Below are 23,892 nucleotides of genomic sequence, written 5' to 3' on the forward strand. Positions count from 1 at the left end.
GCCGATCCCTGAGCAAATCGAGCGCTTGCTTCCCGGCGCCACGATTACCAACGTGCGGCGCCGTGCGAAGTACTTGCTCATCGACACGGACGCGGGTGGCAGCGCATTGCTGCATCTGGGAATGTCCGGAAGCCTGCGCGTCCTGCCTGGCGACACGCTGCCGCGGGCACACGACCACGTGGATATCAGTCTGCAAAATGGACGCGTCCTGCGCTTCAACGATCCGCGTCGCTTTGGCTGCCTACTGTGGCAGTCCGACGCACAGGCGCATGAATTGCTTGCTGCGCTTGGTCCAGAACCATTATCGGATGCATTTACTGGCGATTATCTGCATGGGCTGGCGCGTGGCCGCCGTGCCGCGGTCAAAACCTTTCTGATGGACCAAGCTGTGGTGGTTGGCGTTGGCAATATCTATGCTGCCGAAAGCCTGCATCGGGCCGGAATCAGCCCGCTGCGCGAGGCGGGAAAGGTGTCGTTGGATCGCTATCGGCGGCTGGCTGCAGCGGTCAAGCAGATCCTGGGGTATGCCATTCAACGGGGTGGTACCACTTTGCGCGACTTCATCAGTCCGGATGGTGCACCCGGCTATTTCGAGCAGGAGCTCACCGTGTACGGACGCGAGGGCGAGGCCTGCAAACAGTGCGGGCGGACGTTGAAGCACGCGACGATCGGCCAACGCGCCACGGTGTGGTGCGGGAGCTGTCAGCGGTAAGTAGTACGCCATACCGATGCAGCGTTAGACGGCTGGCGTGATAACAGTCTTGCCCTGATCATCCCGCCGAAAGTCCAGCAAAGCGACTCGCACCAAGCCTCACGTTGCTTGCCAAGTTGCATGCTGCGCATGTCAGTACCGCGCTACGCGGCGACGAAACCGGAAGCATGTCACATGCACTTGAGGTTTTCAGAAATGCATCGGCTGGGTGCGACGCTTTTGCGTGCGGAGGTGCCGAGAACGGCCGCAGACTGTGCGCTTCTTGCTTTTACGCATCTACCTGTCGAACCGTGGCGTCCGTCTGTTCGAGCGTGGTGAGAAGCCGCCAGCCTGACGCGCGCCTTCCCGCAGACACACTGCCGATTTGCGACCCGCTTGCATCGACAATCCCAAGAAGCAGGCACAACTGGCGTTGTTCTGGTTTCCACGCATGCAGCGGGCCACAATCCCGAGGTCCGTGGATGGAAAGCGCTTTATGTGCAGCTCGCCAAAGTTCGTCATTGTTCTGGTGCTTACCGGTGCATGTGCGCTGTTGTCCATGACGTCGTCGGCTGGCGCCGTTGCGCCAACGGCAGCGGACGCCGCTGCCGTAGAGCGCTTGCAGTTGAATACCGAAGCGGTGGAGCTGAGCGCCACGCCGGCATTGGGTGGGCGCGTGCTGTCGTTCAACGTGCGCGGCCAGCCCAATGTATTGAAAGTCGGTGCGGCGGTGGAACAACAGCCTACGCCCGAAGTTTCGGCCATCGCGGGCAATATTGCGTATTTTGGCCATGACGTGTGGGTCGGGCCGCAGAGTCAGTGGTGGCTGCATCAAGAGCTCAACCACGAGCGTAAGGCGGCGGCAGCGGTGTGGCCGCCGGATCCGTATCTGTCATTGGCGCAGACGCGCGTCACCCTGCGTCGGCATGACGCGTTGGAGTTCGAGGGCGTGCCAAGCCCGCTGACCGGCGTGCAATTGCGTAAGCAGATCAAACTTTCTGCAACGCGTGCCGACACCGTGGAGATCCAGGCCAGCGCACGCAATATCCGTAAGCAGCAGATCGCCTGGGATTTGTGGTTCAACACACGCGTTGCAGCAACGACGCGGGTCTTCGTGCCGGTTGCCGCTGTTACAGATATTCGTCTGCAGCCGCCGAGCGAGGCCGGCACGATTGCGCCGCATTACACGCTCAAGCGCGGCGTGTTTGCGCTGCGCGCCGATACGCGCCAAGACGGTCTGATCCAGCGCGGCAAGGTGTTATTGCAGCCATCTGCGGGGTGGATGGCGGGTTTTGCAGGCGGCCAGGTCTTGGTGATTCGTTTCGCGCATCAACCACTGGCAGCGATCCATCCCGCGCAAGGGCAGGTGGAGTTGTATCTGGATGCGCCACCCCAGCATCTGGAACAGGGATTGCTGGAAATGGAGATGCACGCACCGTATCGGCAGTTTGCGCCAGGGGCCCAAATGCAGGCGCAGGAGCAGTGGACGCTGCTGCGCTACACAGGGCCCGACGAAGAGCAGGCGCAGCGGCAGTTCCTGTGCGGCAAGGCCAAGGCGCTAGCGCTGGCCAATGCATGCGATGTGCCGCCCACGCATGGCTGATGCGCGCATTCACCTTGATGGCGGGCTGTGGCTATGATGTGGCCCAATCCCCGACCAGATCGATGCGCATGCAACGACGCCGTTTCCTGAAGAATGCTGCTGCCGCATTAGCCGCGCTCGGTTTGCCGACGTTGCCGCAGTGGGCACTTGCGGCCAAGGCCGTCGGGCTGCGTCGACTCGGGCAGCCGCAGCCGTTCGACTACGCTTGGTTGAAAGGTCAGGCGCGCGAGCTGGCAAAGGCGCCGTACAAGAGCCACAAGCAGGTATTGCCGGGGCCGCTGGAGGCGCTGAACTGGGATCAGTATCAATCGATCCGCTATCGGCAGGACCACGCCCTGTGGGCCGATGGTAACGGCAAATTCCAGGCGAAGTTCTTTCATCTGGGGCTGTATTTCCATACCCCGGTACACATCTACGACATCGTCGATGGCAAGGCGCAGCAGCTGGCGTACGACCCGGCCGCATTCGATTACGGCAGCAGCGGGCTGGGTGGCAAGCAGTTACCGAAGGATCTTGGCTTTGCAGGTTTCCGGCTCAATACGCGCAAGGACACCGATCGCGACTTCTCGGCATTCCTGGGCGCGAGCTATTTCCGTGCTGTCGGCAAGGAAGGCCAGTACGGACAATCAGCGCGCGGGCTGGCCATCGATACCGGCACCGGTGGGCCCGAAGAGTTTCCCGATTTCATCGCCTACTATCTGGAGCAGCCGGCCGACGAGTCGGACACGGTGGTGGTTTACGGATTGCTGGATTCGCCCAGCGTTGCCGGCGCGTACCGGTTCGCCATCACCAATGGCGAGGTGCTGCTGATGGAGATCGACAGCGCGCTCTATCCGCGCAAGGCGATCGAGCGGCTGGGCATCGGCCCGTGCACCAGCATGTATCAGGTTGGCGAAAACGATAATCGGATGGACTGGGACTGGCGTCCTGAAATTCACGACACCGATGGCCTGGCGATGTGGACCGGCGGTGGCGAATGGATCTGGCGCCCGCTGTGCAACCCGCCGCACCTGCGCTTCAACATGTTCGTCGACGAAAACCCGCGTGGCTTCGGGCTGCTGCAGCGCGACCGAAACTTCGACCATTATCAGGACGATGGCGTGTTTTACGAAAAGCGCCCATGCCTGTGGGTGGAGCCCAAGAGTGGTTGGGGTAAGGGCTCAGTGCAACTGGTCGAAATTCCGACCGTGGACGAAACCTTCGACAATATCGTGGCGTTCTGGAATCCTCAGGACAAGCCGCAGCCGGGGCAAGAGTTGCTGATGGGGTACCGACTTTATTGGGGCGCGCATCCGCCGGCTAGTTCGCCGTTGGCGCACTGTGTGGCCACCCGCACCGGGTTGGGCGGCATCGTCGGGCAGAAGCGCAGCCATTTCTCCTGGCGCTTTGCGGTGGATTTTGCTGGTGGCGAACTGGCCGCACTGGCGAAGCAACCCAAGACCAAGGTGGAGGTGGTGCTGCAGGTTTCGCGCGGCACCACCGAAGTCGTGTCGGCGCGCCCGTTGCATGAGCTTAAGGGCTATCGGGCGATGTTCGATTTGGTGCCGCCGGACGAGGGCACCCAGCAGATCGATATCCGCCTGTATCTGCGCGCCAACGGCAAGCCGCTCACCGAAACCTGGCTGTACCAGTGGACTCCGCCGCCAACGAGCGAGCGCAAGATGTATTGAGGACGGCCGAGCAAGGTGGCGAGCGACTGTTGTTGCCGGCACCCGTTTGACGGCCTTGCGCTGCGGCGCTGCCGCATGCGGCAACGGGCGCGAGAGTGCTGATGGTCCCACTGCACACGCGGTGGGATGCGCCGCCTGCCGACGCGCTTCTCGGCGGGTTTCCCGCCGCGGCGTGAAGCGCTCAGGCCGGCGCTGAGGTGTCGACCAGTTGCAGGCGCCCGCGCGGACGTGCGCAGGCCAGCTCCACGCGGAAGCAGGTGCCGTCCTTGCCGCTGGTGATGCGTAATTCGCCTTGATGGGCCTTTGCGATCTGCGCTGCCATGTGCAGACCCAGATCGACATCGGGCAGCGCACGTCCGCCGGTATGCACATGGGTCGAGGCGTGCAGCACATCCAGCCGGCGCGGATCGATCCCGTCCAGATTGCAGACTTCAATGCGCAGCCGACCATGTTCGGTGACCGCGACCGCCTTGATCAGCGAATTTTGCGGGCCTTGCACCACCGCGTTGATCATCAGGCTGCCGAACATCTGCGCCAGACGGATCGCGTCGCCGTGCACCGGCTCATCGATGGCCACGTGCGTGGACAGCACCTGGTGGGGGTAGGCCGCGCGGGTTTCGTCCACCACCTGAGACAGCGCATCGAGCAGGTCGCTACCGTCGCCATAGTCCAGCTGCAGCCAATCGCGTTCGATGCCGCGAGCGAAATCGCAGGCGAAATCGATCAGTTCTTCCATGCGCAGCAGGCTGCGCTGCATCGAGCGGATGGAGCTGCCGTAGCTCTGGTTGAGCTGGTCGACGGACAGCATGTCCACCACCGCATGCATGGACTGCAAGGGGTTGCGCAGGTCGTGCCCGAGAATACCGATGAATTCTTCGCGCAAGCGTGCCGAGGCACCGACGCGGCCCAGTTCGCTGCGCGCCCGCCGCGATTCCTGTGCGCTTTCTTCGGCGCGTTGCTCGGCCTGGATCTGTGCGGCCAATAGCTGCGCGAGCAGTTCGACTTTTGCCACCAGCGGTGCGTCCATGGCGCGCGGCTGCGGATCCAGTGCGCACAAGGTCCCGAACACGCTGCCGTCGTCGAACTTGATCGGCACCGAGACGTAGCTTTCGAAGCCGTAGAGCCGCGGCGAGGGGTGATCGCGATAGACCGGGTCATCGGATGCATGCCCGAACCAGACCGAGTGGCCCCTGACCCGCACGCTATCGCAAAACGTCGTGGCCAGCGGCAGCTCATCCCCGGGCCGCAGGCCAAAGGACAACGTGTCGTGCACCTGACAGGTGATCCAGCGCGCTTCGGTCACGCGCGCGACGGCAGCAAACCCCATCCCGGTCAAACGGGTCAGGACGGTCAACACATCGGGAACCGACGAAAGACGGCCAATACGCGCGACATCGGCGCGTAGTGCGGGAGGCAGTTGACCCATGAATTGCCCCCAGAAAGTGGATGGTTGCCAGGTTAGAGGACAGCGGTTGCGCCTGGTTGCGTGGCGCGCCGTTGGTATTACAGGCGCCACGATACGCTTGTCTGCCAGCAACTGCGATGCCGCCGTGACCGCATGCCCGCGCAGTTTTAGGAGCCCCTGCCTAGCGTCGTATAGATGGTGGTTGGTGGGTCGCGGCGAGCTGCCGAGGACGCCAACCGCGCCACGTGCAGACGTGTGGGTTCCAGCGGCTGGCGTTAGCGCGGCGGCGAGGCAGTCAGTACTGTCGAGAGCGCTAGCCAACTGGCAGCGGCAAGGCGATTTGCAGCGGATCGATACGGCCTTCGCCGCGCATGATCTTCTTGAACTCGGCGCGGCTGACCGAGACATAGCGCTCGTTGCCGCCGATCTCCACCTGCGGGCCGTCCTGCACCGCGTGCCCGTGCGCATCCACACGCACGGTCATGGTCGCCTTGCTGCCGCTGTGGCAGATGGTCTTGATCTCTTCCAGCTCGTCGGCCCAGGCGAGCAGGAACTGGCTGCCTTCGAACAACTCGCCGCGAAAATCGGTGCGCAGGCCATAACACAACACCGGGATGCGCAGGCGGTCGACCACCTCGCTCAACTGCCAGACCTGCGCACGGCTGAGGAATTGCGCCTCGTCCACCAGCACGCAATGCAACGCGCCGTCGTTGTGGATGTCGCGTTCGACCAGCTGCTGTAATTCGGTGTCGCGCTCGAAGATGCGTCCATCCGCGCGCAGGCCGATCCGCGAGGCGACCACGCCGCTGCCGGCGCGGTGGTCGAGCTTGGGAGTGAGGATCAGCGTGCGCATGCCGCGCTCGCGGTAGTTGTGCGCGGACTGCAGCAAGGTGGTGGTCTTGCCGGCATTCATCGCCGAATAGTAGAAATAGAGCTTGGCCATCGGGCGATTTTACCGGGCCGGGCGACTGGATGCGGTGCCTGCGTGTGCCGCGTTGGCACGGCCCGGGGGGTGCGACGCCCGCCGTCGAGGAGGTAGGAGCGCAGCCCGCGGCGATGGGACGCGGCTACCCGCAATGGAGACATGAACCCATCGCGCCGGCCGGCCGCAGGCAGGCCCGGTACAATGACGCGCTCTGTCGGAAGCCTCTATGTACGGTCTCAATCCCCCGCAAAGCGCCGCGGTGCTGCACTGCGAAGGTCCCTTGTTGGTGCTGGCCGGTGCCGGCAGCGGCAAGACGCGCGTGATTGTGGAGAAGATCGCGCACCTGATCGCCATTGGCCGCTATCCGGCCAAGCGCATTGCCGCGATCACCTTCACCAACAAATCCGCCAAGGAAATGCGCGAGCGTGTGGCCAAGCGCATTCGCGGCGATGGCGCCGACGGCCTGACCATCTGTACCTTCCATGCGCTGGGGCTGAAGTTCCTGCAGATCGAACATGCTGCCGCCGGCTTGAAACGCGGCTTTTCGATCTTCGATGCGGACGATGCCGCCGCGCAGATCAAGGACCTGATGCATGGTGCCAAGCCCGACGCGATCGAAGACGCCAAGAACCTGATTTCGCGTGCCAAGAACGCCGGTCTGTCGCCGGAACAGGCCATGGCCGCAGCGCGCAGCAATCGCGAGAAGGAGGCGGCCAGCTTGTACGAGCGCTACCAGGCGCGGTTGACCACCTTCAACGCGGTGGACTTCGATGACCTGATCCGTTTGCCGGTGCAGATTCTGGAAGCCAACGAAGACATCGTGATGGGCTGGCGCGAACGCATCGGCTACCTGTTGGTGGACGAGTGCCAGGACACCAATGATGCCCAGTACCGGCTGCTGAAGATGCTGGCCGGGCCGCGCGGCAACTTCACCTGCGTGGGCGATGACGACCAGAGCATCTACGCCTGGCGCGGCGCCAATCCGGAAAACCTGCAGCAGATGGCGCGCGATTATCCGGCGCTGGAAATCATCAAGCTGGAGCAGAACTACCGCTGCTCCAACCGTGTGCTGCGCGCGGCCAATGCCTTGATCGCACATAACCCGCACGAGCACCTGAAAACGCTGTGGAGCGATCAGGCCGACGGCGAGCGCATCCGCGTGTGGGAATGCCGCGATAGCGAGCATGAGGCCGAAAAGGTCGCCGCCGAGATCTCGTTCCTGGGCACCGCCAAGCAGGTGCCGTGGAGCGATTTCTGCATTCTGTTCCGCGGAAATTTCCAGTCGCGGCCGCTGGAAAAAGCGTTGCAGTTGTTGCGCGTGCCCTATCACCTCACAGGCGGGACGGCGTTCCTGGAGCGGCAGGAGGTCAAGGATCTGTTGTCGTGGTTGCGGTTGATCGTCAACCCCGACGACGACGCGGCGTTCTTGCGTGCGGTGCAGTCGCCCAAGCGCGAAGTCGGTGCGACCTCGCTGGCGCGTCTGGCCGAGTTGGCCAGTGCGAAGTCGGTGCCGATGTCGCGCGCGGCCGAGTCGATGGGCGCCTTGCAGCACCTGCCGCCGCGCGCGGCCAATGGGTTGAGTGCGTTTACCGACATCCTGCGCGACATGCGCGAACACTCGGCCAGCATGCCGGCCGGCGAGCTGGTGCGCCTGCTGGCCGACAAATCCGGCCTGCTCAACGACCTGCGCAATCAGTCCAAGGACGATACCGGCTTCCAGCGGCGCAAGCGCAATCTGGACGAACTGGCCGAGTGGTTCGAAGGCGGCCCGCGCGGCGCCAGCGCCAGCGATCTGGCCGCGCAGCTGGCGCTGTTGTCGCGCAACGACAAGGACGATGGCGGCAACCAGGTGCGCATGATGACCATGCATGCATCCAAGGGCCTGGAGTTTCGCTACGTGTTTATCGTCGGCTGCGAAGACGGCGTGTTGCCGCACGAAGTGAGCCTGGAAGAAGGCAATCTGCAGGAAGAACGCCGCTTGTTGTACGTGGGCATCACCCGCGCCAAGGAGCAGTTGTGGATGAGCCACAGCAAGCTGACGCGTAAGTTTGGCGAGCATGTACGGCTGAAGCCGAGCCGGTTCTTCGACGAGATTCCGGCCGAAGAATTACAGCGCGATGGTGCCGACCCGGTGGCCGATGCCGAGCGCAAAAAAGAGCGCGCCACTGCGGGGCTGGCGGCGATCCAGGCATTGTTCGACTGACGTGCAGTCCATCGCTTGCCAGTGACGCACCAGCACGGCAGTCTGGTTTTTCATGATGCCGGAGTGTGCCGTGACCGTTGTCATCGAAACCCTGCGGCTGCGCTTGCGCACGCTCGACCCCGAGCACGACGCCGACGCGATGCTGGAACTGGTCAACGACCCTGGCTTTATCGCCGGTATCAACGACCGCGGCATCCGCACGCGCGAGCAGGCGCGCGCGCATCTGTGCGATTGGGCGCAAGCCCACCACGCGCGGTATGGTTTTTCGCATTGGGCGGTGGAGACCCGCGAGGACGCACAGTTTATCGGCACATTGGGGCTGCTATGTCGCGAGACCTTGCCGGTGCCGCATATCGGTTTCGCGTTGCTGCCTGCGTATCGCGGCAAAAGGGCTATGTCACCGAAGCCGGCCGCGCGGTGCTGGAGTACGCCCGCGATGTGCTTGGCTTGTCGCAGCTGTGCGCCGTCGTCTCGCCGGACAATGCCGATTCGATCCGTGCACTGGAAACGCTCGGGCTACGCCAACATGGCTTGCGCGAATTGAGCCCGGAGGCAGCCCAGTGCTGTATTACGCGATCGATCTGGGGCCTGCCGCCTCGGTTGCTGAAGCAGCCAGGCGTTGAGGCACTGATCCAACGGTAACGCGGCTGGCGGCAGTTTTGGTATCACCGCTGCAGCCCAGACGTGCATGGCGTACTGGGAACGGAGCGAATATAACGACTGGGCTCACCATCAGGCGGGCGCGATTGTTGCTCGGTGCCGGCACGGATACTCCGGTTCCTGCGCGCCGTCCACGCCGTCTGACGAATACGCGCTACCGTTCGTTCGCCGCTGTGTTGCCGGGGCGAGTGCCTGCATCGGCTCTGGCCGACGCAGCCCTCCCACCGTGCGGCGGCATCATCGTGTTGTCGGTTGCTCTCCAAAGGACGCTGCATGTCACTGTTGGTCAATGCTTATTCCACACTGCGCGCGCCGCTGTGGCCGGACTTTCTGCCGCAGGCCGCTGTGCAGCGCCGCGACCATGCCGACCCGGAGCTGGTCAATCACTTGCATGGGTTCGTGGGCTATGTGAACCAGGCCGGCGATGGGCAGATGACGCAATCGCGTTATCACTTGATGCGTCATGTGCAGCGGGTGCGGCAGCACTTCAGCTTCGATGTCGACGACGCGAACTTCGCAGCGCTGGCGCACTGGGCCGAGCAGGCCAATGCGGTGTGTTTCCTGGCCGATGCCAGCGTGCGCGACCCGCAGGGGCGAGTGCTGATCAGCCAGGGCGAGCCGGCCATCGACGACGATGCGCAGGTGCCGTATCCGCCGGATGCGCTGCAGCGCCGCGCGCAGCAACGTTCCCGGCTGACCGCGCAAGGCATCCGCGTGCCGCCTAGCCTGCCGCCGGTACCCGGCGAGGCGGAAGCGCGCGTGCGCGATGCGGCACAGGTCGGCCAACGCATGATGGCGTTGTTCGCGGTGGCGCTGCGTGCGGAGATCCTGGCGGCTGGCGATACGCCGCCGTCGCTGGACGAGGTGGAGGTGCGCCTTCCCGGCGTGGCAGATGCGCTGTCGCCGCAGGAGCGCGCTTTCTTCGCCGAGGCCGCGCCGGATGCGCAGGCGCTGGCCAACTTCGGCTGGCGCTATGAAGGTCTGGCCATCCTGCAATGGGCTCTGGGGCTGGCAGACTCGCTGCCCGAACCAACTGCCCTGTGCGATGTGCCCCTGGCCGCACAGCGCGCGCTGGACAATGCAGAGCCCGCCGCGCGCGCGGCGCTGGCGCTACGCCCGCTGCCCGACCTGCTGGATGCACTCGACCGCCACCTGCGCTTGCACTGGGTGGTACGCCAGGCCGGGCAATCCGGTCAGCCGGTACCCGCCGGCATCGTGCCGGGTGTGGTGTACGAACGGCATTACGCGCTCAACTGGTTACTGCACTTCGAAGATGCCGAGTGGGACGAGGTGGATACGCCGACCTGAGCGGGGCGCCCTCCCGACCACGGCGTTCAAGCGCGGGCCGTGCTCCTGCAATGCCGAGGCAGTACTGGCCTGTGCATCCATCCAGCACGTGTGCGTGGTCACCGGTTCAAGCCGGGCGATTGGATGCAGGCATTGTGGATCTGGACGGGGTGCAGGCCTCAGCGTGCCGGGTGCGCGTTGAGCGATCCCGTCGCTGCCGGATCACCTGAAGCGAGAGGCGCCGATGCCGCAGACCACCTGCAGCGCCGCCACGGCAGCCGTCGGCGGCTGCAGCCGACAGATCAGGCGCCGGCCGCGTCCAGCCGCGCCTGTACTGCAGCCAGGGCTTCCTGCAATTCGGCGACCGTGGCTTCCAGGCTGTGCACCCGCGCTTCCAGTTCGCTGGTATCGCTAGCGCTGCGCGCGCTTGGTGCCGCACGCGCCGCGGCGGCCTGCAGCGCTTCCATATCCAGCTCACCGCTGAGCAGATGTGCGTAGCGATCTTCGCGCTGGCCGCTGGCGCGCGGCAGTTGTACGGTCAGGCCGCGTTGGATCAGCCGGTCCAGGTGATGGCGCACGTCGTCGGTGTCGTTGAAGCGCGCCAACCGCTCGCTGCGGGCATACAGCTCGCCCAGCGTCTGCGGGCCGCGCAACAGCAGCAGGCCGATCAGGGCGACCTGCTGGCGGGTCAGATCCAGCGCGCTGCCCAGGCGGTGCTCGTAACGCTCGGCACGCGAAGAGAACTGTTGGCGCACCAGGCCCAGCGTTTCCAGCTGGCGTAGCGCGTGATGCACCATGCCGGTCTGCAGGTTCAGCACCGGCTCGCGCGCGGTCTTCTGGTTGGCGGCCACCTGTGCGGCGTTGACCGTGAGCGGGTAGGCGTCCGGGGTGGTGGCCTCTTTTTCGATCAGGCAGCCAAGCACGCGGGCCTGAGCAGTATCGAGAACGGGCGGGGGCGAGGTCTCTGTCATGGATGGCTCCGGGGCAATCAGCGCATGAGGATATGCCGATCTGCCACGGGCGTTTTTCCAATGCGGCCATCACGCGGCTTGGCCTCCCACACCGACATCCGTATCGAGCCCGTCTGCGTGGTGCGATAAGCCTGCACATCGAGGAACGGTGCGCGGGCACACGGCGGTGGCGTGCAACATCCGTTCGGTCAGGCGGCTATACCGCTCGCGTGGCGACGACCGCCATCGGCGTGCCTCTGCCGCCTCCACGAACGCTGACATCCGCCGGAGCGAGCGAGGCAGCGCGAACCCGCTAAAATCGCACGCTTCATTGTCGCTCCTGTCCTGGTGGATGCCATGCGCCCCTCGCTTTACGCACCCTTGTCCCTGCTCGCCTGCACCGCGTTGTCCCTGAGCGCCTGCAAGCCCGGCGACACGCAACCGGCCGCGCGCGCGCAAGACGCCACCGCAACTGCCAATGCCGACGCCAGCGCCGCGGTCAGCAAGGCCGCGACGTCGGCGACCACCGCGCCGGCCGGCGACGACAATCTCAATGCAGTGCTGTGGATGCAGCGCTCGGAGGAATACCGCGCCGTGGCCGAGCAGACCTATCGCGCTGCGGCCGACAAACTCGATACCGCGCTCAAGCAACCCAACTGGGACGCGCTGGTGCCCGAAGAACGCGGTAACGCCTCCACTGGCCTGAAGCCGGCGGTGGTGCTGGACGTGGACGAGACCGTGCTGGACAACTCGCCCTACCAGGCGCGGCTGCTGCGCGATGGCAAGGAATACGACGAGCTGAGTTGGGACCAATGGGTGGCGGAGAAAAAGGCCGCCGCGATCCCCGGCGTGGTGGATTTCGCCAAGGCGGCCAATGCGCGTGGCATCACCCTGATCTACATCTCCAACCGTGCCGTGCACCTCAAGGACGCCACGCTGGCCAATTTGCGTAGTGTGGGTCTGCCGGTGGCAGACAACAGCGTGTTTCTCGGCTTGGGCACGGTGGTGCAAGGCTGCGAGCAGAACGGCAGCGAGAAGAACTGCCGCCGCCAGCTGGCCGGGCAGACCTACCGCGTGCTGATGCAGTTCGGCGACCAGCTGGGCGATTTCGTGCAAGTCACCGCCAACACCAGCCAGGCCCGTGGCGCGCTGCTGCAGGAGTATCACGACTGGTTCGGCGAACGTTGGTGGATGCTGCCCAACCCCAGCTACGGCGGCTGGGAGCCGGCGCAGTTCAACAACGACTATTCGCAGCCCTGGCAAAAACGCCATGACGCCAAGCGCGCCGCGCTGGAGGTGGCCCGATGAGCCGCGCGCCGTTGCCGCTGGCCGCGCACGAGCGGCTGATCTTCGCGCTGGATGTGCCCAGCCATGACGAGGCCATCGCCTGGGTGGACCGCCTGGGCGAGTCGGTGTCGTTCTACAAGATCGGCATGGAACTGCTGGCCTCGGGCGAGTACTTCCATGTGCTCGATGCGCTGGCCAAGCGCGACAAGCGCGTGTTCGTGGACCTCAAATTCTTCGACATTCCCGCCACCGTGGCCGGTACCATCCGCCGCCTGTCGCAGTGGCCGGTGAGCTATTGCACCGTGCACGGCTGGCACGTCGGCATGCTGCAGGCCGCCGCTGAAGCCAACCAGGGCGATATGCGCCTGCTCGCGGTGACCGTGCTGACCTCGATGGGCCGCCCGGACCTGGCCGCGATGGGCATCGACCGCGAACCGGTGGAGGTGGTGGTGGAGCGCGCGCTGGCCGCACAGGCCGCCGGCATCGACGGGGTGATCGCCTCCGGCCAGGAAGCCGGCCCGATCCGCCGCGCCACCGGCCCGGCCTTTTCGATCGTCTGCCCCGGCATCCGCCCCGGCGGCCCGGTCGGCGACGACCAGCAACGCACCGTAGGCGTGGCGCAGGCCTTCACCGACGGCGCCGATGCGATTGTCGTCGGCCGCCCGATCCGCCTGTCCGACGACCCCGCAGCGGCTGCCAGCGCCATCCAGGACGAGATCCGCGCGGCGGTGATGCCGCACCGGGACTGAGCGGAAGTTCGTTCAGCTGTCCCAGCCTGCGATATAAATCAATGGTTTAGATGGCAATAACTAAAGTATTGCTTTAACGTGAAAGTCTCGTTAACATGCCGGCGTCCGATGTCAGTCGGAAGCTGTGCCACTCATTGTCCACCGGGCTTGTCCCGGTTTTCGAAGGGATCGGGCCTTGTGCCCGATCCTTTTTTTTGGCCGTCATCTTTGCGTTTCGCTGGGACCAATGGCGACGGCTGGACGCGTGTGCAGTCGATAGCGCGTGGTTAAGCGCAACAAGCGGAACGTACCGCCTGCAAGGCCGGGCAGCTGTACAGGCGGTTCAAGTGCCGATACTTTCGCCGGCCATAGCCACGGCGCCGGCCACCGCCCGGCAGCGGCCGCAGTGCAAACCAACGCACCTACGGCAGCGCAGGCGCCTTGCAATAGCGGTCGATAAATTGCTGATGGGTCGGCATGACATCCACGCAGTGGCTGATGGTCTGCGCCACGCTGGCCAGGAAGCCTTCGGCATCGCGGTCGGGCACCTGATCCACCAGCGGGTGATAGCCCTGCGGGACGATGCCCTGGCCCACCATCACCTGCACCCAGCTGATCTCGGCAAACATCTCTTCGGCATTGCGGTAGAAGCGCCCGCTGTCGCGGAACAGATCCAGCGTGGTCTGTAGCTCCGGGGTGATCGGCATGCTGCGGCAATGCCGCCAGAACGCGCTGTCGTCGCGTTCGGTGGCGTGGTAATGCAGCAGCAGAAAATCGCGAATACGATCAAACTCGAACGCCGATCGGTCGTTGTAGCGCTGCACCAGCACCGGGCTGATGCCCTCGCGCGGAAACAGCTCCAGCAGCTTGGAAATGCCGGACTGGATCAGATGGATGCTGGTCGATTCCAGCGGCTCCAGAAATCCGCTGGCCAAGCCAAGCGCGACGACATTGCGGTTCCAGAATTGTTTGCGCCGGCCGGTGGTAAAGCGCAGCGGGCGCGGGTCGGCCAGCGGCTTGCCATCCAGGTTGGCGAGCAGCGTGGCAGCCGCTTCGTCGTCGCTGATATGCGCACTGCAATACACATAACCGTTGCCAGTGCGGTGTTGTAGCGGGATGCGCCACTGCCAGCCGGCTGCGCGTGCGGTGGAGCGCGTGTACGGCGTTGGTGGGCCCACTTTTTCGCAGGGCACAGCGAATGCGCGATCGCACGGCAGCCAGTGGGTGAAGTCGTGGTAGCCGGTGTGCAGCGCTTCTTCGATCAATAGCCCACGAAAGCCGGAGCAATCGATGAACAGGTCGCCGTGCACCACCTGCCCGGACGCCAGTTGCAGCGATTGCACGTGGCCACTTTCCGGATGCAACTGCACCTGCTCGACCAACCCTTCGATGCGGGTAACGCCGCGCTGCTCCGAATACCGGCGTAGAAAGTGCGCGTAGTGCGTGGCATCGAAGTGGTACGCATAGGCGATGTTGGCCAGCGGCGAGTTGGCCGGCACATCGCCGGCCGAGGTCATGAACTTGCCGCGCGCGGCGGCCACGGTGTTGAGCGTGTAGGCGCCCAGCGGCTGCGCCTTGCCGCGCGCATGCTGCTTGATCCAGTACTGATGGAATGGCAGCAGCCCGAGCGGATGGCCGATCTGAGTGCCGAAGCCATGCATGTACGCCGTGCCGGGGCGCTGCCAATCGACGAACTCGATCCCGAGTTTGAAGCTGCCCTGGGTCTGCCGCACGAACTCGGCTTCGTCGATGCCGAGCAGATTATTGAAGGCCTTGATGTGCGGCACGGTGGCTTCGCCCACACCGACGGTGCCCAGCTGCTCGGACTCGATCAGCTGCACATTGAAGGTGGGCCCAAGCACGCGCGCAAACGCGGCGGCCGCCATCCAGCCGGCAGTACCGCCACCGACAATGACGATGTTGCGGAGGGGAGCGGGGATCATGCGGAGGCATTCCTGAGCAAAAACAGCGGACGGACACACGAACGGGGCCAGCTGGCCCCGTTCGAAATACCACATACCCGTGTCGGCGCATGTGGCAATGCACCTGCATCAGAACTTGGCGCCGACTTCCAGCACGACACTACGTGGCACATAGCTGATTTCGCCGTTGTCGACCACGGTGATATCAGGCTGCAGGCGTCCGTCGCTACCGAAGCTGTTGTACTGGTACTGCGTGAAGTTCTTGAAGTTGAAGGCGTTGAGCACGTTGATACGCGCGTTGAGCTTGAAGTCGCCCACCACCGTGAACTCCTTGTTCGCCTGCAGATCGACGGTGCGATAGCCCCAGATCTTGCCGCCGACCAGGAACTTGCCATTGCCCGGGGGCGTCACGCCGACGGCCTGACAGGTACCGCCATCCGGATCGGTGAAGCCGTAGCAGGCGATCGTGTTGATCGGCTGGGGCGTTGCCAGCACCAGCTTGGCACCGAAGGTGACGCCCCACGGACCATCGATCGAGCCGGACGCCACGAAGCGATGTGCCGCCACAGCATCCGACTTCACGAACGGATAGTCGCGAATGGTCGCCTTGTCGAACGCGAACGGTTCGTCGATGGTGCGGTTCTGGCGCGCGCTGGTGTGGGTGTAGGACAGGTTCAAGCCCCAACCCGATTCCTTGGTGTAAGGCTTTTCGGCCGACAGCAGGAACTGGCTGCTGCGTTGCTCCAGGCCGTTGTAGCCCAGGATGGTATTGCGATATCCCGGCACCGGTTCGCCCCACGGCACGCTGCCAGTGGAATCGAAGTAGGCACCGTTCGGATAGCGATTGACCAGGCTCATCACCAGACCATCGTAGGCCAGCACACGCTGGAAGGTCACGTCGGTCAGCCAGTCGCCCACCTGGTTGCTGATGCCGATGCTGTACTGATCGCTATACGGCGTCTTGAGCTTGTTGTTGAACATGAAAAGTTCGGAGCTGTCGTTGGTGCCCGGAATGGTATTGAGCTGATCGATACCGTTGAGATAGCCCGGATTCCACGGCGTGCAGACGCGGTCATCGCGGAAGCAGGGCTGCCCGCTGGCCGCATCGCTGAAATACACCACCACCGGCGACAGCGCAGCCTTGACCGATTCCAGCGCGAGCTGTTCGAACAGGTTGCGATCGTAGGAGCGGCCGGCACCACCATGCAGCACTGCACGCTCGTCGCCGAAGAAGTCATATGAAAAGCCGAAGCGCGGCGCCCAGGCATCCTTGAAGTTCTTGCGGTTGTTGCCGGTGCTGATGTAATCGGCCACATTGATGCCGCTGGGCAACAAGCGGTTCGCCCACGGCTGGCCCGGGTTGTCCGGATCGTCGGAATACAGCGCATTGATAAACGGCTGCGAGGTCACGAAGTCGGTGTAGGCCGGGGTGTCTTCATAGTCGTAACGCACGCCGATGTTGAGCATCAGCTTGTCGTTCACCGCCCAGTCGTCCTGCAGGTAGATGCCGTACTGCTTGGACGGCGATTCCACCACCGGCACCTGGCCGGGATTATCGAACGCACGGATGTAGCGCACCTGGAAAGGCACGGGCGCAATGCCGTTTTGCCCGACTTCATAGCTGAACTGCGGGTTGAGCGAGCTGGACTCGCGCGAAGTCAGCTTGATGTCGCGGTAGGTCACACCCGTTTTGATGGTGTGTTCGCCGTGCCACTCCAGCGCGTTGAAAGTCAGATCGTTCTGGAACGACCAGCCTTTCTGGCTACGCAATTTGAAATCTTCGCCGCTGGCGGCTCCGGTGTTGAGGAACACCCACTGGCGCGGATCGGCTTCGGTGCGGTCGATGTAGGTATAGATGGACCCGTTGCCAGTGCCTCGCGGCGTCGGCACGTTGCTCGAATCCTCGGTGGTGATGATGGCTTCGTTGAACCAGCTGTCGGCACTGTGCTGCCAGCGCAGGCTGGTGCGCTTGTCCTTGTTGATCTTGTCCACCGCGCGATCCGGTGCGTTCTGGCCGCCGACGTTACTGACCTGGGTTTCGTCGCGGTATTGCGTTGCCAGCTCGATGCGATCGTTATCGGTGGGCTCGAAGTCGATCTTGCCGAAGTACAGGTCTTCGGTGAACGGCATGTTGGACGCACCGAACTGATCGCGCAGGTTCGAGGGCAACAAGCCGACGAACGGCGAGGCTTCGGCACTGGGCTGCACGCTCTTCGGTGCCACATTGTCCTTGCCTTCGTAGGCGAAGAAGAAATGCATGCGGTCCTGAATCAGCGGGCCGCCGATCGCAAAACCGTATTCCTTGGTTTGCGAGTCGACCTTGCCGTTCTCTTCGTCCGGACGCTCCTTACGCAGATCCTGATTGGTGAAGCGGTAAAACGCCTCGCCATGGAATTCGTTGGTACCGGACTTGGTGGCAGCGGTGATGGCCGCGCCGCTGATCTGGCCGTATTCGGCCTTGTAGTTCGACGTGATCACCTTGTACTCGCCGATGGCGAGCTGCGGGAACGGGTTGCCCTGGGTCTCGTCCTGGCCGGCAATACCACCGCCGGAGACGTAGCTCTTCTGGCTCACACCGTCGATGTACAAGTTGCTTGAGCTTGCGTTGGAGGCACCGCTACGCAGCTTGGTGTTGCCGTCCTGGTCGATGGTGAACACCATGCCGGGAACCGTGTCTGCAAACTCGAGGAAGTTGCGCGTGGCCTGCGGCAACTGCTGGATCTGCCGCAGCGACACCGTGTTCCCCACCTCAGAGGTCTTGACGTCGCGAATCATCGGCGCGCTGACTGTCACCGTGTCCAGCGTCGTTGCATCGCCGGCGGGCGCAGCAGCCGTTTCCTTGCCCAGATCGACGGTGGCACTGGAGGCCACCGACAGGGTCACCGTGCGGCTGATGCCGTTGGATTCGACGGTGTAGGTGCCCGGCTGCAAACCGACGATGGTGTAGTTGCCGTTCGCATTCACCGGCGCGCGTCGCACCGAGCCGGTAGCGATGTTGGTGACGACGACTTCGCTGCCGCTTTGCGCGGAAGCGACCTGGCCGCGCAACGTGGCGTTGCTTGACTGGGCCATGGCGGGGGTGGTGGCGAACAACGAGGCGGCCAGGGCGCAGCACAACAGGCTGCGTGCCGGCAGTGTGGAGACGGTGCGGTGATTCTTCATGACTTTCCCCCTCCCAGGGGTAAGGCGCGTACCGGCAGCGTGGTCGGCGTGGCGAAGGGTAATGCGCTATTTCAAGGACGAAAAAGCAGCGGCGAAAGGCTGCAATAGCGTTATAAAAAACATAAGAAAGCGTAAATAATTTGTGAAAGCAAGGCGAGGCGCATGGGCGTCAGTGCTCGGGCGTGCCGCGTGCGGCGCTGGATGCACGCACGATCAGTTCCGGAACCATCTCCGAAAACGCCGGCGGTGCAGCATCGGCGGGCGGTGCCGGCGCATCCACCAGCTGCTGGCCCAGCAGCAACTGCAACGCGCGCGCGCCCAGGCCGGCGATATCTACCCGCATCGTGGTCAGCGCAGGCAGCACGTAGCGCGCCATCGGCACATCGTCGAAGCCGGCCAGCGCGATGTCCTGCGGCACCTTCACCCCGGCATGGCCGAGTGCGAACAGGCAGCCCAGCGCCATCATGTCGTTGGCGGCGAACACCGCATCCGGGCGCGTGTCCTGGGCCAGCGCCTGGCCGGCGCGGTAGCCGGATTCTTCGTCGAAGTTGCCGGGCAAGACCCAGGGCTGCGCGGCCGGATCCAGCGCCAATTCGTCGCGATAGCCGCGCAGGCGCTCATGCGCATCGAAGTTGTCGTCCGGCCCGGCGATGAAGGCGATGCGGCGGTGACCGCTGTCGCGCAGGTGTCGGGTCATGACCCGGGCGCCGCCGTAGTTGTCCACATTGAGCACCGGGCGCTGGCTGGCGCTACCGGCGCAATTGAGCAGCACCGCCGGCAGGCCACCGGGCAATGCGTCTTCATGCACGCCCGAATCGCCCAGCGACGGCGACATCACCACCACCCCGTCCACGCGGCCGGGCAGACGTTCCAGCGCCCGGTGTTGCGCCTGCGGGTCGCCATGCGAGCTGGACACCAGCAGGTGGTAGCCCTGCTCCCGCGCCACCTGGTCGATGCCGCGGATCAGTTCGGAAAAGAATTCGCCATGCAGGTCAGGCAGCACCACCCCGATGGTGTGGGTGCGCCGGCTGCTGAGACTGCGCGCGGCGTGGTGCGGGATGTAATTGAGTGCACGCGCTACCTGCAAGACGCGCTCGCGCACCGACTCGGCCACGTGCTGATGGCCGTTCATGGTGCGCGAGACCGTGGCCACCGACACCTGCGCTTTGCGTGCCACGTCCTTGATGGTGACGCTACCGCCTTCGGACCGTGGCCGGCTCATGCTGGGGCTTTCTCCAAGTCAACGCGCGGCGCGCCGCGCGCCGGGGTAGGGCGCACGGTCCGCAGGCGCAGCGCGTTCGTGTCACGGATGCACATGAATGACATCGGCCCCAACCGATGGCGACCTCAGAGCGAGATGTGGCGCACGCTAGCAGGAACTGCAAGCGCTTACATGATGCACCGCAGCATTGCGCCAAACGCAAGTGGCGCAAGGGCTGGAACCCGAGGGCTGGACAAGTTTGTCCGAAGTAAGACATCAGCAGCCAAGATCAGACACTGGTCGGTCATCTGGCGGAAACTACGAAAACGTAACACTTGAGGACCATACTTGAGCGCATGGTTAGGGCATGCCTTGCCGCCGATGCATTCAGACAGCAAGATGCGCCGATCGATCAGGGGGAACATCGTGCGCATGTCGCTACCTACCGTCCGCGCAGGGCGGTTCCAGTCCGCTGTGTGGCTGCTGCTCGCCGCGCTGTGCGTGAGCGGCTGCCAGCGCACCGAGACAGCGCCTGCATTGCCGGGCGCCGAGGCCGAGCCGGCCGCAGCGATGCAGGCGATGACGCTCCCGCTGCGCCGCAACGATCTGGTGGCGTATGCGCGCATTCGCGTGACGCCTGCGCAATACACCCAGCTGGAGGCCGCTTGGCGCAGCGGCACCAGCCGTTGGCCGCTGACCGAACTGCCTTTGCCAAATGAAGTAGGCGCGCTGCTGGGGTCGTTGTCGGCGCCCGATGCCGAACGCCGCATGCAGCAGGCCTTCGACGCACAGCTGGCCGGCCAGGCGCAGGGCATTGCCCAGGCCGCGCAATCGCTTGGTCAGTTCGGCGTGCAATACCTGCGCAGCCGCAACGATTACCAGCCCGAGCAGCGCGCGCATTACGTGCAGCTGGTCGATGCGCTGAGCGCCTGGGCCGCGACCGCACCGCTGGCCGATCGCCCACGCGCCAAGGCCAGCATCGCCGACCTGGTCACCGCCGCCCGCGCCACCGGCATCACTTCCGATGCCGATCTGCAGCGGCTAGGCATGGAAGAGAGCCTGCGCCGGCTCGGGCCGTTCTGGGCAACCTGCAAGAAGGTGCTGGAGCGCTACGACCTGTCGATCGACACCAGCCTGGACGCGCTGCGCACCGGGTTGATCAAGCAGGACGCCGATACCGCCCAGGTACGGCTGCGCTATCCGCTGGCCACCCACCACATCGATCTGACCGTTGCGCTGATCAAGCGCGATGGCCACTGGTATCGGCTGCAGACCCAGAGCGAGGTGCAGGCGCTGCTCGACGCCGCACAGGCCGCGGCCCCCTTACCCGACGCTACTGCAGTGCCCGACCCTGCCGCCGCCGCGCCCACCGACACCGGGCAGCGCCCGGCTGGGCGATAATGACCGTGATGCCAGAACAGAATCCCCTGCCGTTCCCGGACGGCCAGCCCACCCCGCCCAGCGCTGCTGCAAGCGAGACCGGTGACACGACGGCGACGTTGCCGCCCGCTGCGCCGGTTCCGCCGGTTCCGCCGGAGGGTGCGCCATCGATCGGGCCCGGCGTTGCCGCCGCCCGCAGCGCCAAGCGTCCCTGGTGGGCGCGCCTGCTCGGGCGCCTGGTCGATCCCTGGCTCAGCCTGACCATCGAGCCGGAACAACCGGGCCGCTACGACGACGGCCGTCCGGTGGTGTACGTGCTGGAAGACTACGGCATGTCCAATGCGTTGATCCTGGACAAGGCCTGCCGCGAAGTCGGCCTGCCCTCGCCGCTGGTGCCGCTGCCGGGCGACCCGCTGGAGCGCAAGCGCGCCTATCTGGCGCTGTCGCGGCGTAGCAGCAGCAATTCGCTGATCCCCGAACAGCGCGGCGGCAAGACCCATTCCGATTCGCTGGCCAGGTTGCTGCAGGCGCACCGCGTGCGCGCCGACCTGGACGTGCATCTGGTGCCGGTGTCGATCTTCGTCGGCCGTGCGCCGGACAAGCAGAGCGGCTGGTTCGCGGTGCTGTTCTCGGAAAACTGGGCGCTGGTCGGTCGCTTCCGCCGCTTGCTGTCGGTGCTGCTCAACGGCCGCACCACCATCGTGCGTTTCGCGCAGCCGATCTCGCTGCGCCAGACCATGGCCGAAGGCCTGCCGCCCGAGCGCACCCTGCGCAAGTTGCAGCGCGTGTTGCGCACGCACTTCCGCCGTATCCGCGAGGCGGTGATCGGGCCGGATCTGTCCACCCGCCGCCTGCTGGTGGACCAGGTACTGGCCGCCGAGTCGGTACGCGAAGCCATCGCCATCCAGGCCAAGCGCGACAACTCCAAGCCGGTGGATGCCTGGCGCAAGGCGCATGCCTATGCGTGGGAAATCGCCGCCGACTATTCCAGCCCGGTGGTGCGCTCGGCCAGCTTCCTGCTCACCCACGTGTGGAACCGCATCTATGCCGGCGTGCTGGTGCATCACCAGGACAAGTTCAAACAGGCCGCGCCCGGGCATGAAGTGGTCTACGTGCCCAGCCACCGCAGCCACATGGACTACCTGCTGCTGAGCTACGTGCTGTACGAACGCGGCATCGTGCCGCCGCATATCGTGGCCGGCATCAACCTCAATCTGCCGGTGGTGGGCACGCTGCTGCGCAAGGGCGGCGCGTTCTTCATCCGCCGCTCGATCAAGGGCAACGCGCTGTATTCGGCAGTGCTGAGCGAATACGTCGCCCAGCTGGTGGCTGGCGGCTATTCGATCGAATACTTCGTCGAAGGCGGGCGTTCGCGCACCGGGCGTCTGTTGCAGCCCAAGGGCGGCATGATCGCGATGACGCTGCGCGCCTATCTACGCCAGCCGCGCAAGCCGGTGCTGTTCCAGCCGGTCTACATCGGCTACGAGAAGCTGATGGAAGGCAACAGCTATCTCGACGAGCTCACCGGCCGGCCGAAGGAAAAGGAATCCATCTGGGGCCTGCTGTGGTCGATCCCCAAGGTGCTCAAGCAGAACTACGGCCAGGTGGTGGTGAACTTCGGCGAGCCGATCGCGCTCAACGACGTGCTGGCCAAGTACGCGCCGGATTGGGATGGCGAACCGCTGCCGGAAGATGCCAAACCCAGCTGGCTGGCACCGGCGGTGGATACCCTATCCACGCAGATCCAGACCCGCATCAACTGCGCCGCCGACGTCAACCCGATCAACCTGCTGGCGCTGGCGCTGCTGTCCACGCCCAAGCACGCGATGGGCGAGGCCGACCTGATCGCGCAGATCGAGTTGTGCAAGAAGCTGCTGGCGGAAATGCCGTATTCGGACCGCGTCACCGTCACCCCGCATACCCCGGCACGCATCATCACCCATGCCGAAGAGATCAACGTACTCACGCGCGTGTCGCACCCGCTGGGCGATGTGCTCAGCGTCAGCGGCGATAACGCGGTGTTGCTGAGCTACTTCCGCAATAACGTGCTGCACCTGTTCACTGCGTCCTCGTGGGTTGCCTGCTGCTTCCAGAACAACCGGCGCATGAGCCGCGCCGGCCTGATCCGGCTGGGTCGTACGGTCTACCCGTTCCTGCAGGCCGAGCTGTTCCTGCCATGGAGTGAAGACCGCTTTGCCGAACGCATCGAACAGACCATCGACATGTTCGTGCGCGAAGGCCTGCTGCTCAATGTCACCGACGACGACGGCGGCATCCTGGCGCGCAACACCGGGCAGACCGATGAAGTGTTCCGGCTACGCGCCATCGGTCATTCGTTGCAGCAGGCGTTCGAGCGCTATTACATCGCCATTTCGGTGCTGGTGAAGAACGGTCCCGGCGTGCTCGGTGCCGGTGAACTGGAAAGCCTGTGCCAACAGGCCGCGCAGCGTCTGAGCCTGTTGTATGCACCGGCCGCGCCCGAGTTCTTCGACAAGACCCTGTTCCGCAGCTTCATCCAGAAGCTGCGCGAACTGCGCCTGGTGTGGCCGGACGAGAACAGCAAGCTGATGTTCGACGAGCGGCTGGATGCATGGGCCAAGGACGCCAAGTTCATCCTGGGGCGCGAACTGCGCCACACCATCGAACGGGTCAGTCCAGAAGCGGTCAAGCCGAGTGTGGTGTTGCCGCCGCAGTGACAGCGGCTGACAAAACGTTTTCAAGGCCTGTTTATTGCAGATGTCAGCGCTTTAAGGCGGTAAGTCTTGCGAGAAGCGTCGGGCGCGTAATGACGCGTCTGTGGGCGAGGCGAGGCCGGCCT

At 64.5% G+C, this 23,892-nt stretch carries 16 protein-coding genes and 1 pseudogene; 11 read left to right on the forward strand and 6 right to left on the reverse strand.

What is annotated here, in order from left to right:
* From mutM to XBLMG947_RS15520, 3 genes are all read left to right on the forward strand, one after another.
* On the forward strand, nucleotides 1-712 hold a 712-nt coding region (gene mutM / locus XBLMG947_RS15510), incomplete at its 5' end, for a bifunctional DNA-formamidopyrimidine glycosylase/DNA-(apurinic or apyrimidinic site) lyase (protein WP_065469530.1).
* A 475-nt stretch (nucleotides 713-1,187) separates the two neighbouring features.
* The gene (locus tag XBLMG947_RS15515; RefSeq protein WP_083993153.1) at nucleotides 1,188-2,294 is read left to right on the forward strand and encodes a DUF4380 domain-containing protein; all 1,107 of its coding nucleotides are present in this window, start codon (nucleotides 1,188-1,190) and stop codon (nucleotides 2,292-2,294) included.
* Nucleotides 2,295-2,362: 68 nt separating this feature from the next.
* Complete coding sequence (locus tag XBLMG947_RS15520) at nucleotides 2,363-3,964, forward strand: OpgD/OpgG family glucan biosynthesis protein (protein ID WP_065469551.1); 1,602 nt, start codon at nucleotides 2,363-2,365, stop codon at nucleotides 3,962-3,964.
* 181 nt (nucleotides 3,965-4,145) lie between these two features.
* Here XBLMG947_RS15520 and XBLMG947_RS15525 read toward each other — a convergent pair whose 3' ends face one another.
* Nucleotides 4,146-5,390: a GAF domain-containing sensor histidine kinase gene (locus XBLMG947_RS15525; protein ID WP_065469531.1), complete on the reverse strand. Its 1,245-nt coding sequence runs from the start codon at nucleotides 5,388-5,390 to the stop codon at nucleotides 4,146-4,148.
* Nucleotides 5,391-5,682: 292 nt separating this feature from the next.
* Nucleotides 5,683-6,312 carry a thymidine kinase gene (locus tag XBLMG947_RS15530; RefSeq protein ID WP_065469532.1) on the reverse strand — a complete coding sequence of 210 codons (630 nt, stop codon included), beginning with the start codon at nucleotides 6,310-6,312 and terminating at the stop codon, nucleotides 5,683-5,685.
* A 208-nt stretch (nucleotides 6,313-6,520) separates the two neighbouring features.
* On the opposite strand from XBLMG947_RS15530, the gene XBLMG947_RS15535 reads away from it, so the two are divergent.
* The 4 genes and pseudogenes from XBLMG947_RS15535 (at nucleotide 6,521) to XBLMG947_RS15545 (ending at nucleotide 10,465) form a co-directional block, all read left to right on the forward strand.
* Nucleotides 6,521-8,497, forward strand: coding sequence for a UvrD-helicase domain-containing protein (locus tag XBLMG947_RS15535; RefSeq protein WP_065469533.1), 1,977 nt, complete (start codon nucleotides 6,521-6,523; stop codon nucleotides 8,495-8,497).
* Nucleotides 8,498-8,552: 55 nt separating this feature from the next.
* Nucleotides 8,553-8,635, forward strand: a pseudogene (locus XBLMG947_RS24145) (GNAT family N-acetyltransferase); the annotation flags it as partial.
* Nucleotides 8,636-8,722: 87 nt separating this feature from the next.
* Nucleotides 8,723-9,139 (forward strand): GNAT family N-acetyltransferase, encoded by a 417-nt coding sequence (locus XBLMG947_RS15540; protein ID WP_425479292.1) that lies wholly within the window; start codon nucleotides 8,723-8,725, stop codon nucleotides 9,137-9,139.
* 291 nt (nucleotides 9,140-9,430) lie between these two features.
* Nucleotides 9,431-10,465: a DUF4272 domain-containing protein gene (locus tag XBLMG947_RS15545; RefSeq protein ID WP_065469534.1), complete on the forward strand. Its 1,035-nt coding sequence runs from the start codon at nucleotides 9,431-9,433 to the stop codon at nucleotides 10,463-10,465.
* A gap of 281 nt (nucleotides 10,466-10,746) precedes the next feature.
* On the opposite strand, the gene XBLMG947_RS15550 is transcribed toward XBLMG947_RS15545, so the two are convergent.
* Nucleotides 10,747-11,415: a YceH family protein gene (locus XBLMG947_RS15550; RefSeq protein ID WP_065469535.1), complete on the reverse strand. Its 669-nt coding sequence runs from the start codon at nucleotides 11,413-11,415 to the stop codon at nucleotides 10,747-10,749.
* Between the two features lie 327 nt (nucleotides 11,416-11,742).
* Between XBLMG947_RS15550 and XBLMG947_RS15555 the strand changes: the two genes are divergently transcribed.
* Together XBLMG947_RS15555 and pyrF are read left to right on the forward strand one after the other, a co-directional pair.
* Nucleotides 11,743-12,702 (forward strand): 5'-nucleotidase, lipoprotein e(P4) family, encoded by a 960-nt coding sequence (locus tag XBLMG947_RS15555; protein ID WP_065469536.1) that lies wholly within the window; start codon nucleotides 11,743-11,745, stop codon nucleotides 12,700-12,702.
* Nucleotides 12,699-13,430: an orotidine-5'-phosphate decarboxylase gene (gene pyrF, locus XBLMG947_RS15560; protein WP_065469537.1), complete on the forward strand. Its 732-nt coding sequence runs from the start codon at nucleotides 12,699-12,701 to the stop codon at nucleotides 13,428-13,430. The genes XBLMG947_RS15555 and pyrF overlap by 4 nt, the downstream gene beginning before the upstream one ends.
* A 401-nt stretch (nucleotides 13,431-13,831) precedes the next feature.
* On the opposite strand, the gene XBLMG947_RS15565 is transcribed toward pyrF, so the two are convergent.
* The 3 genes from XBLMG947_RS15565 to XBLMG947_RS15575 form a co-directional block, all read right to left on the reverse strand.
* Nucleotides 13,832-15,352: a tryptophan halogenase family protein gene (locus tag XBLMG947_RS15565; protein ID WP_065469538.1), complete on the reverse strand. Its 1,521-nt coding sequence runs from the start codon at nucleotides 15,350-15,352 to the stop codon at nucleotides 13,832-13,834.
* A 108-nt stretch (nucleotides 15,353-15,460) separates the two neighbouring features.
* Nucleotides 15,461-18,493 (reverse strand): TonB-dependent receptor domain-containing protein, encoded by a 3,033-nt coding sequence (locus XBLMG947_RS15570; RefSeq protein WP_065469539.1) that lies wholly within the window; start codon nucleotides 18,491-18,493, stop codon nucleotides 15,461-15,463.
* Nucleotides 18,494-18,662: 169 nt separating this feature from the next.
* Nucleotides 18,663-19,715 (reverse strand): LacI family DNA-binding transcriptional regulator, encoded by a 1,053-nt coding sequence (locus tag XBLMG947_RS15575; protein WP_065469540.1) that lies wholly within the window; start codon nucleotides 19,713-19,715, stop codon nucleotides 18,663-18,665.
* Nucleotides 19,716-20,126: 411 nt separating this feature from the next.
* Between XBLMG947_RS15575 and XBLMG947_RS15580 the strand changes: the two genes are divergently transcribed.
* Together XBLMG947_RS15580 and plsB are read left to right on the forward strand one after the other, a co-directional pair.
* Nucleotides 20,127-21,095, forward strand: coding sequence for a hypothetical protein (locus XBLMG947_RS15580; RefSeq protein ID WP_065469541.1), 969 nt, complete (start codon nucleotides 20,127-20,129; stop codon nucleotides 21,093-21,095).
* A complete protein-coding gene (gene plsB / locus XBLMG947_RS15585; protein ID WP_065469542.1) occupies nucleotides 21,095-23,770 on the forward strand; it encodes a glycerol-3-phosphate 1-O-acyltransferase PlsB in 2,676 nt (891 codons plus the stop codon). The genes XBLMG947_RS15580 and plsB overlap by 1 nt, the downstream gene beginning before the upstream one ends.
* The last annotated feature ends 122 nt before the right edge of the window (nucleotides 23,771-23,892 follow it).

It is taken from the genome of Xanthomonas bromi (assembly GCF_900092025.1).
GTDB classification, from domain to species: Bacteria; Pseudomonadota; Gammaproteobacteria; order Xanthomonadales; family Xanthomonadaceae; genus Xanthomonas; species Xanthomonas bromi.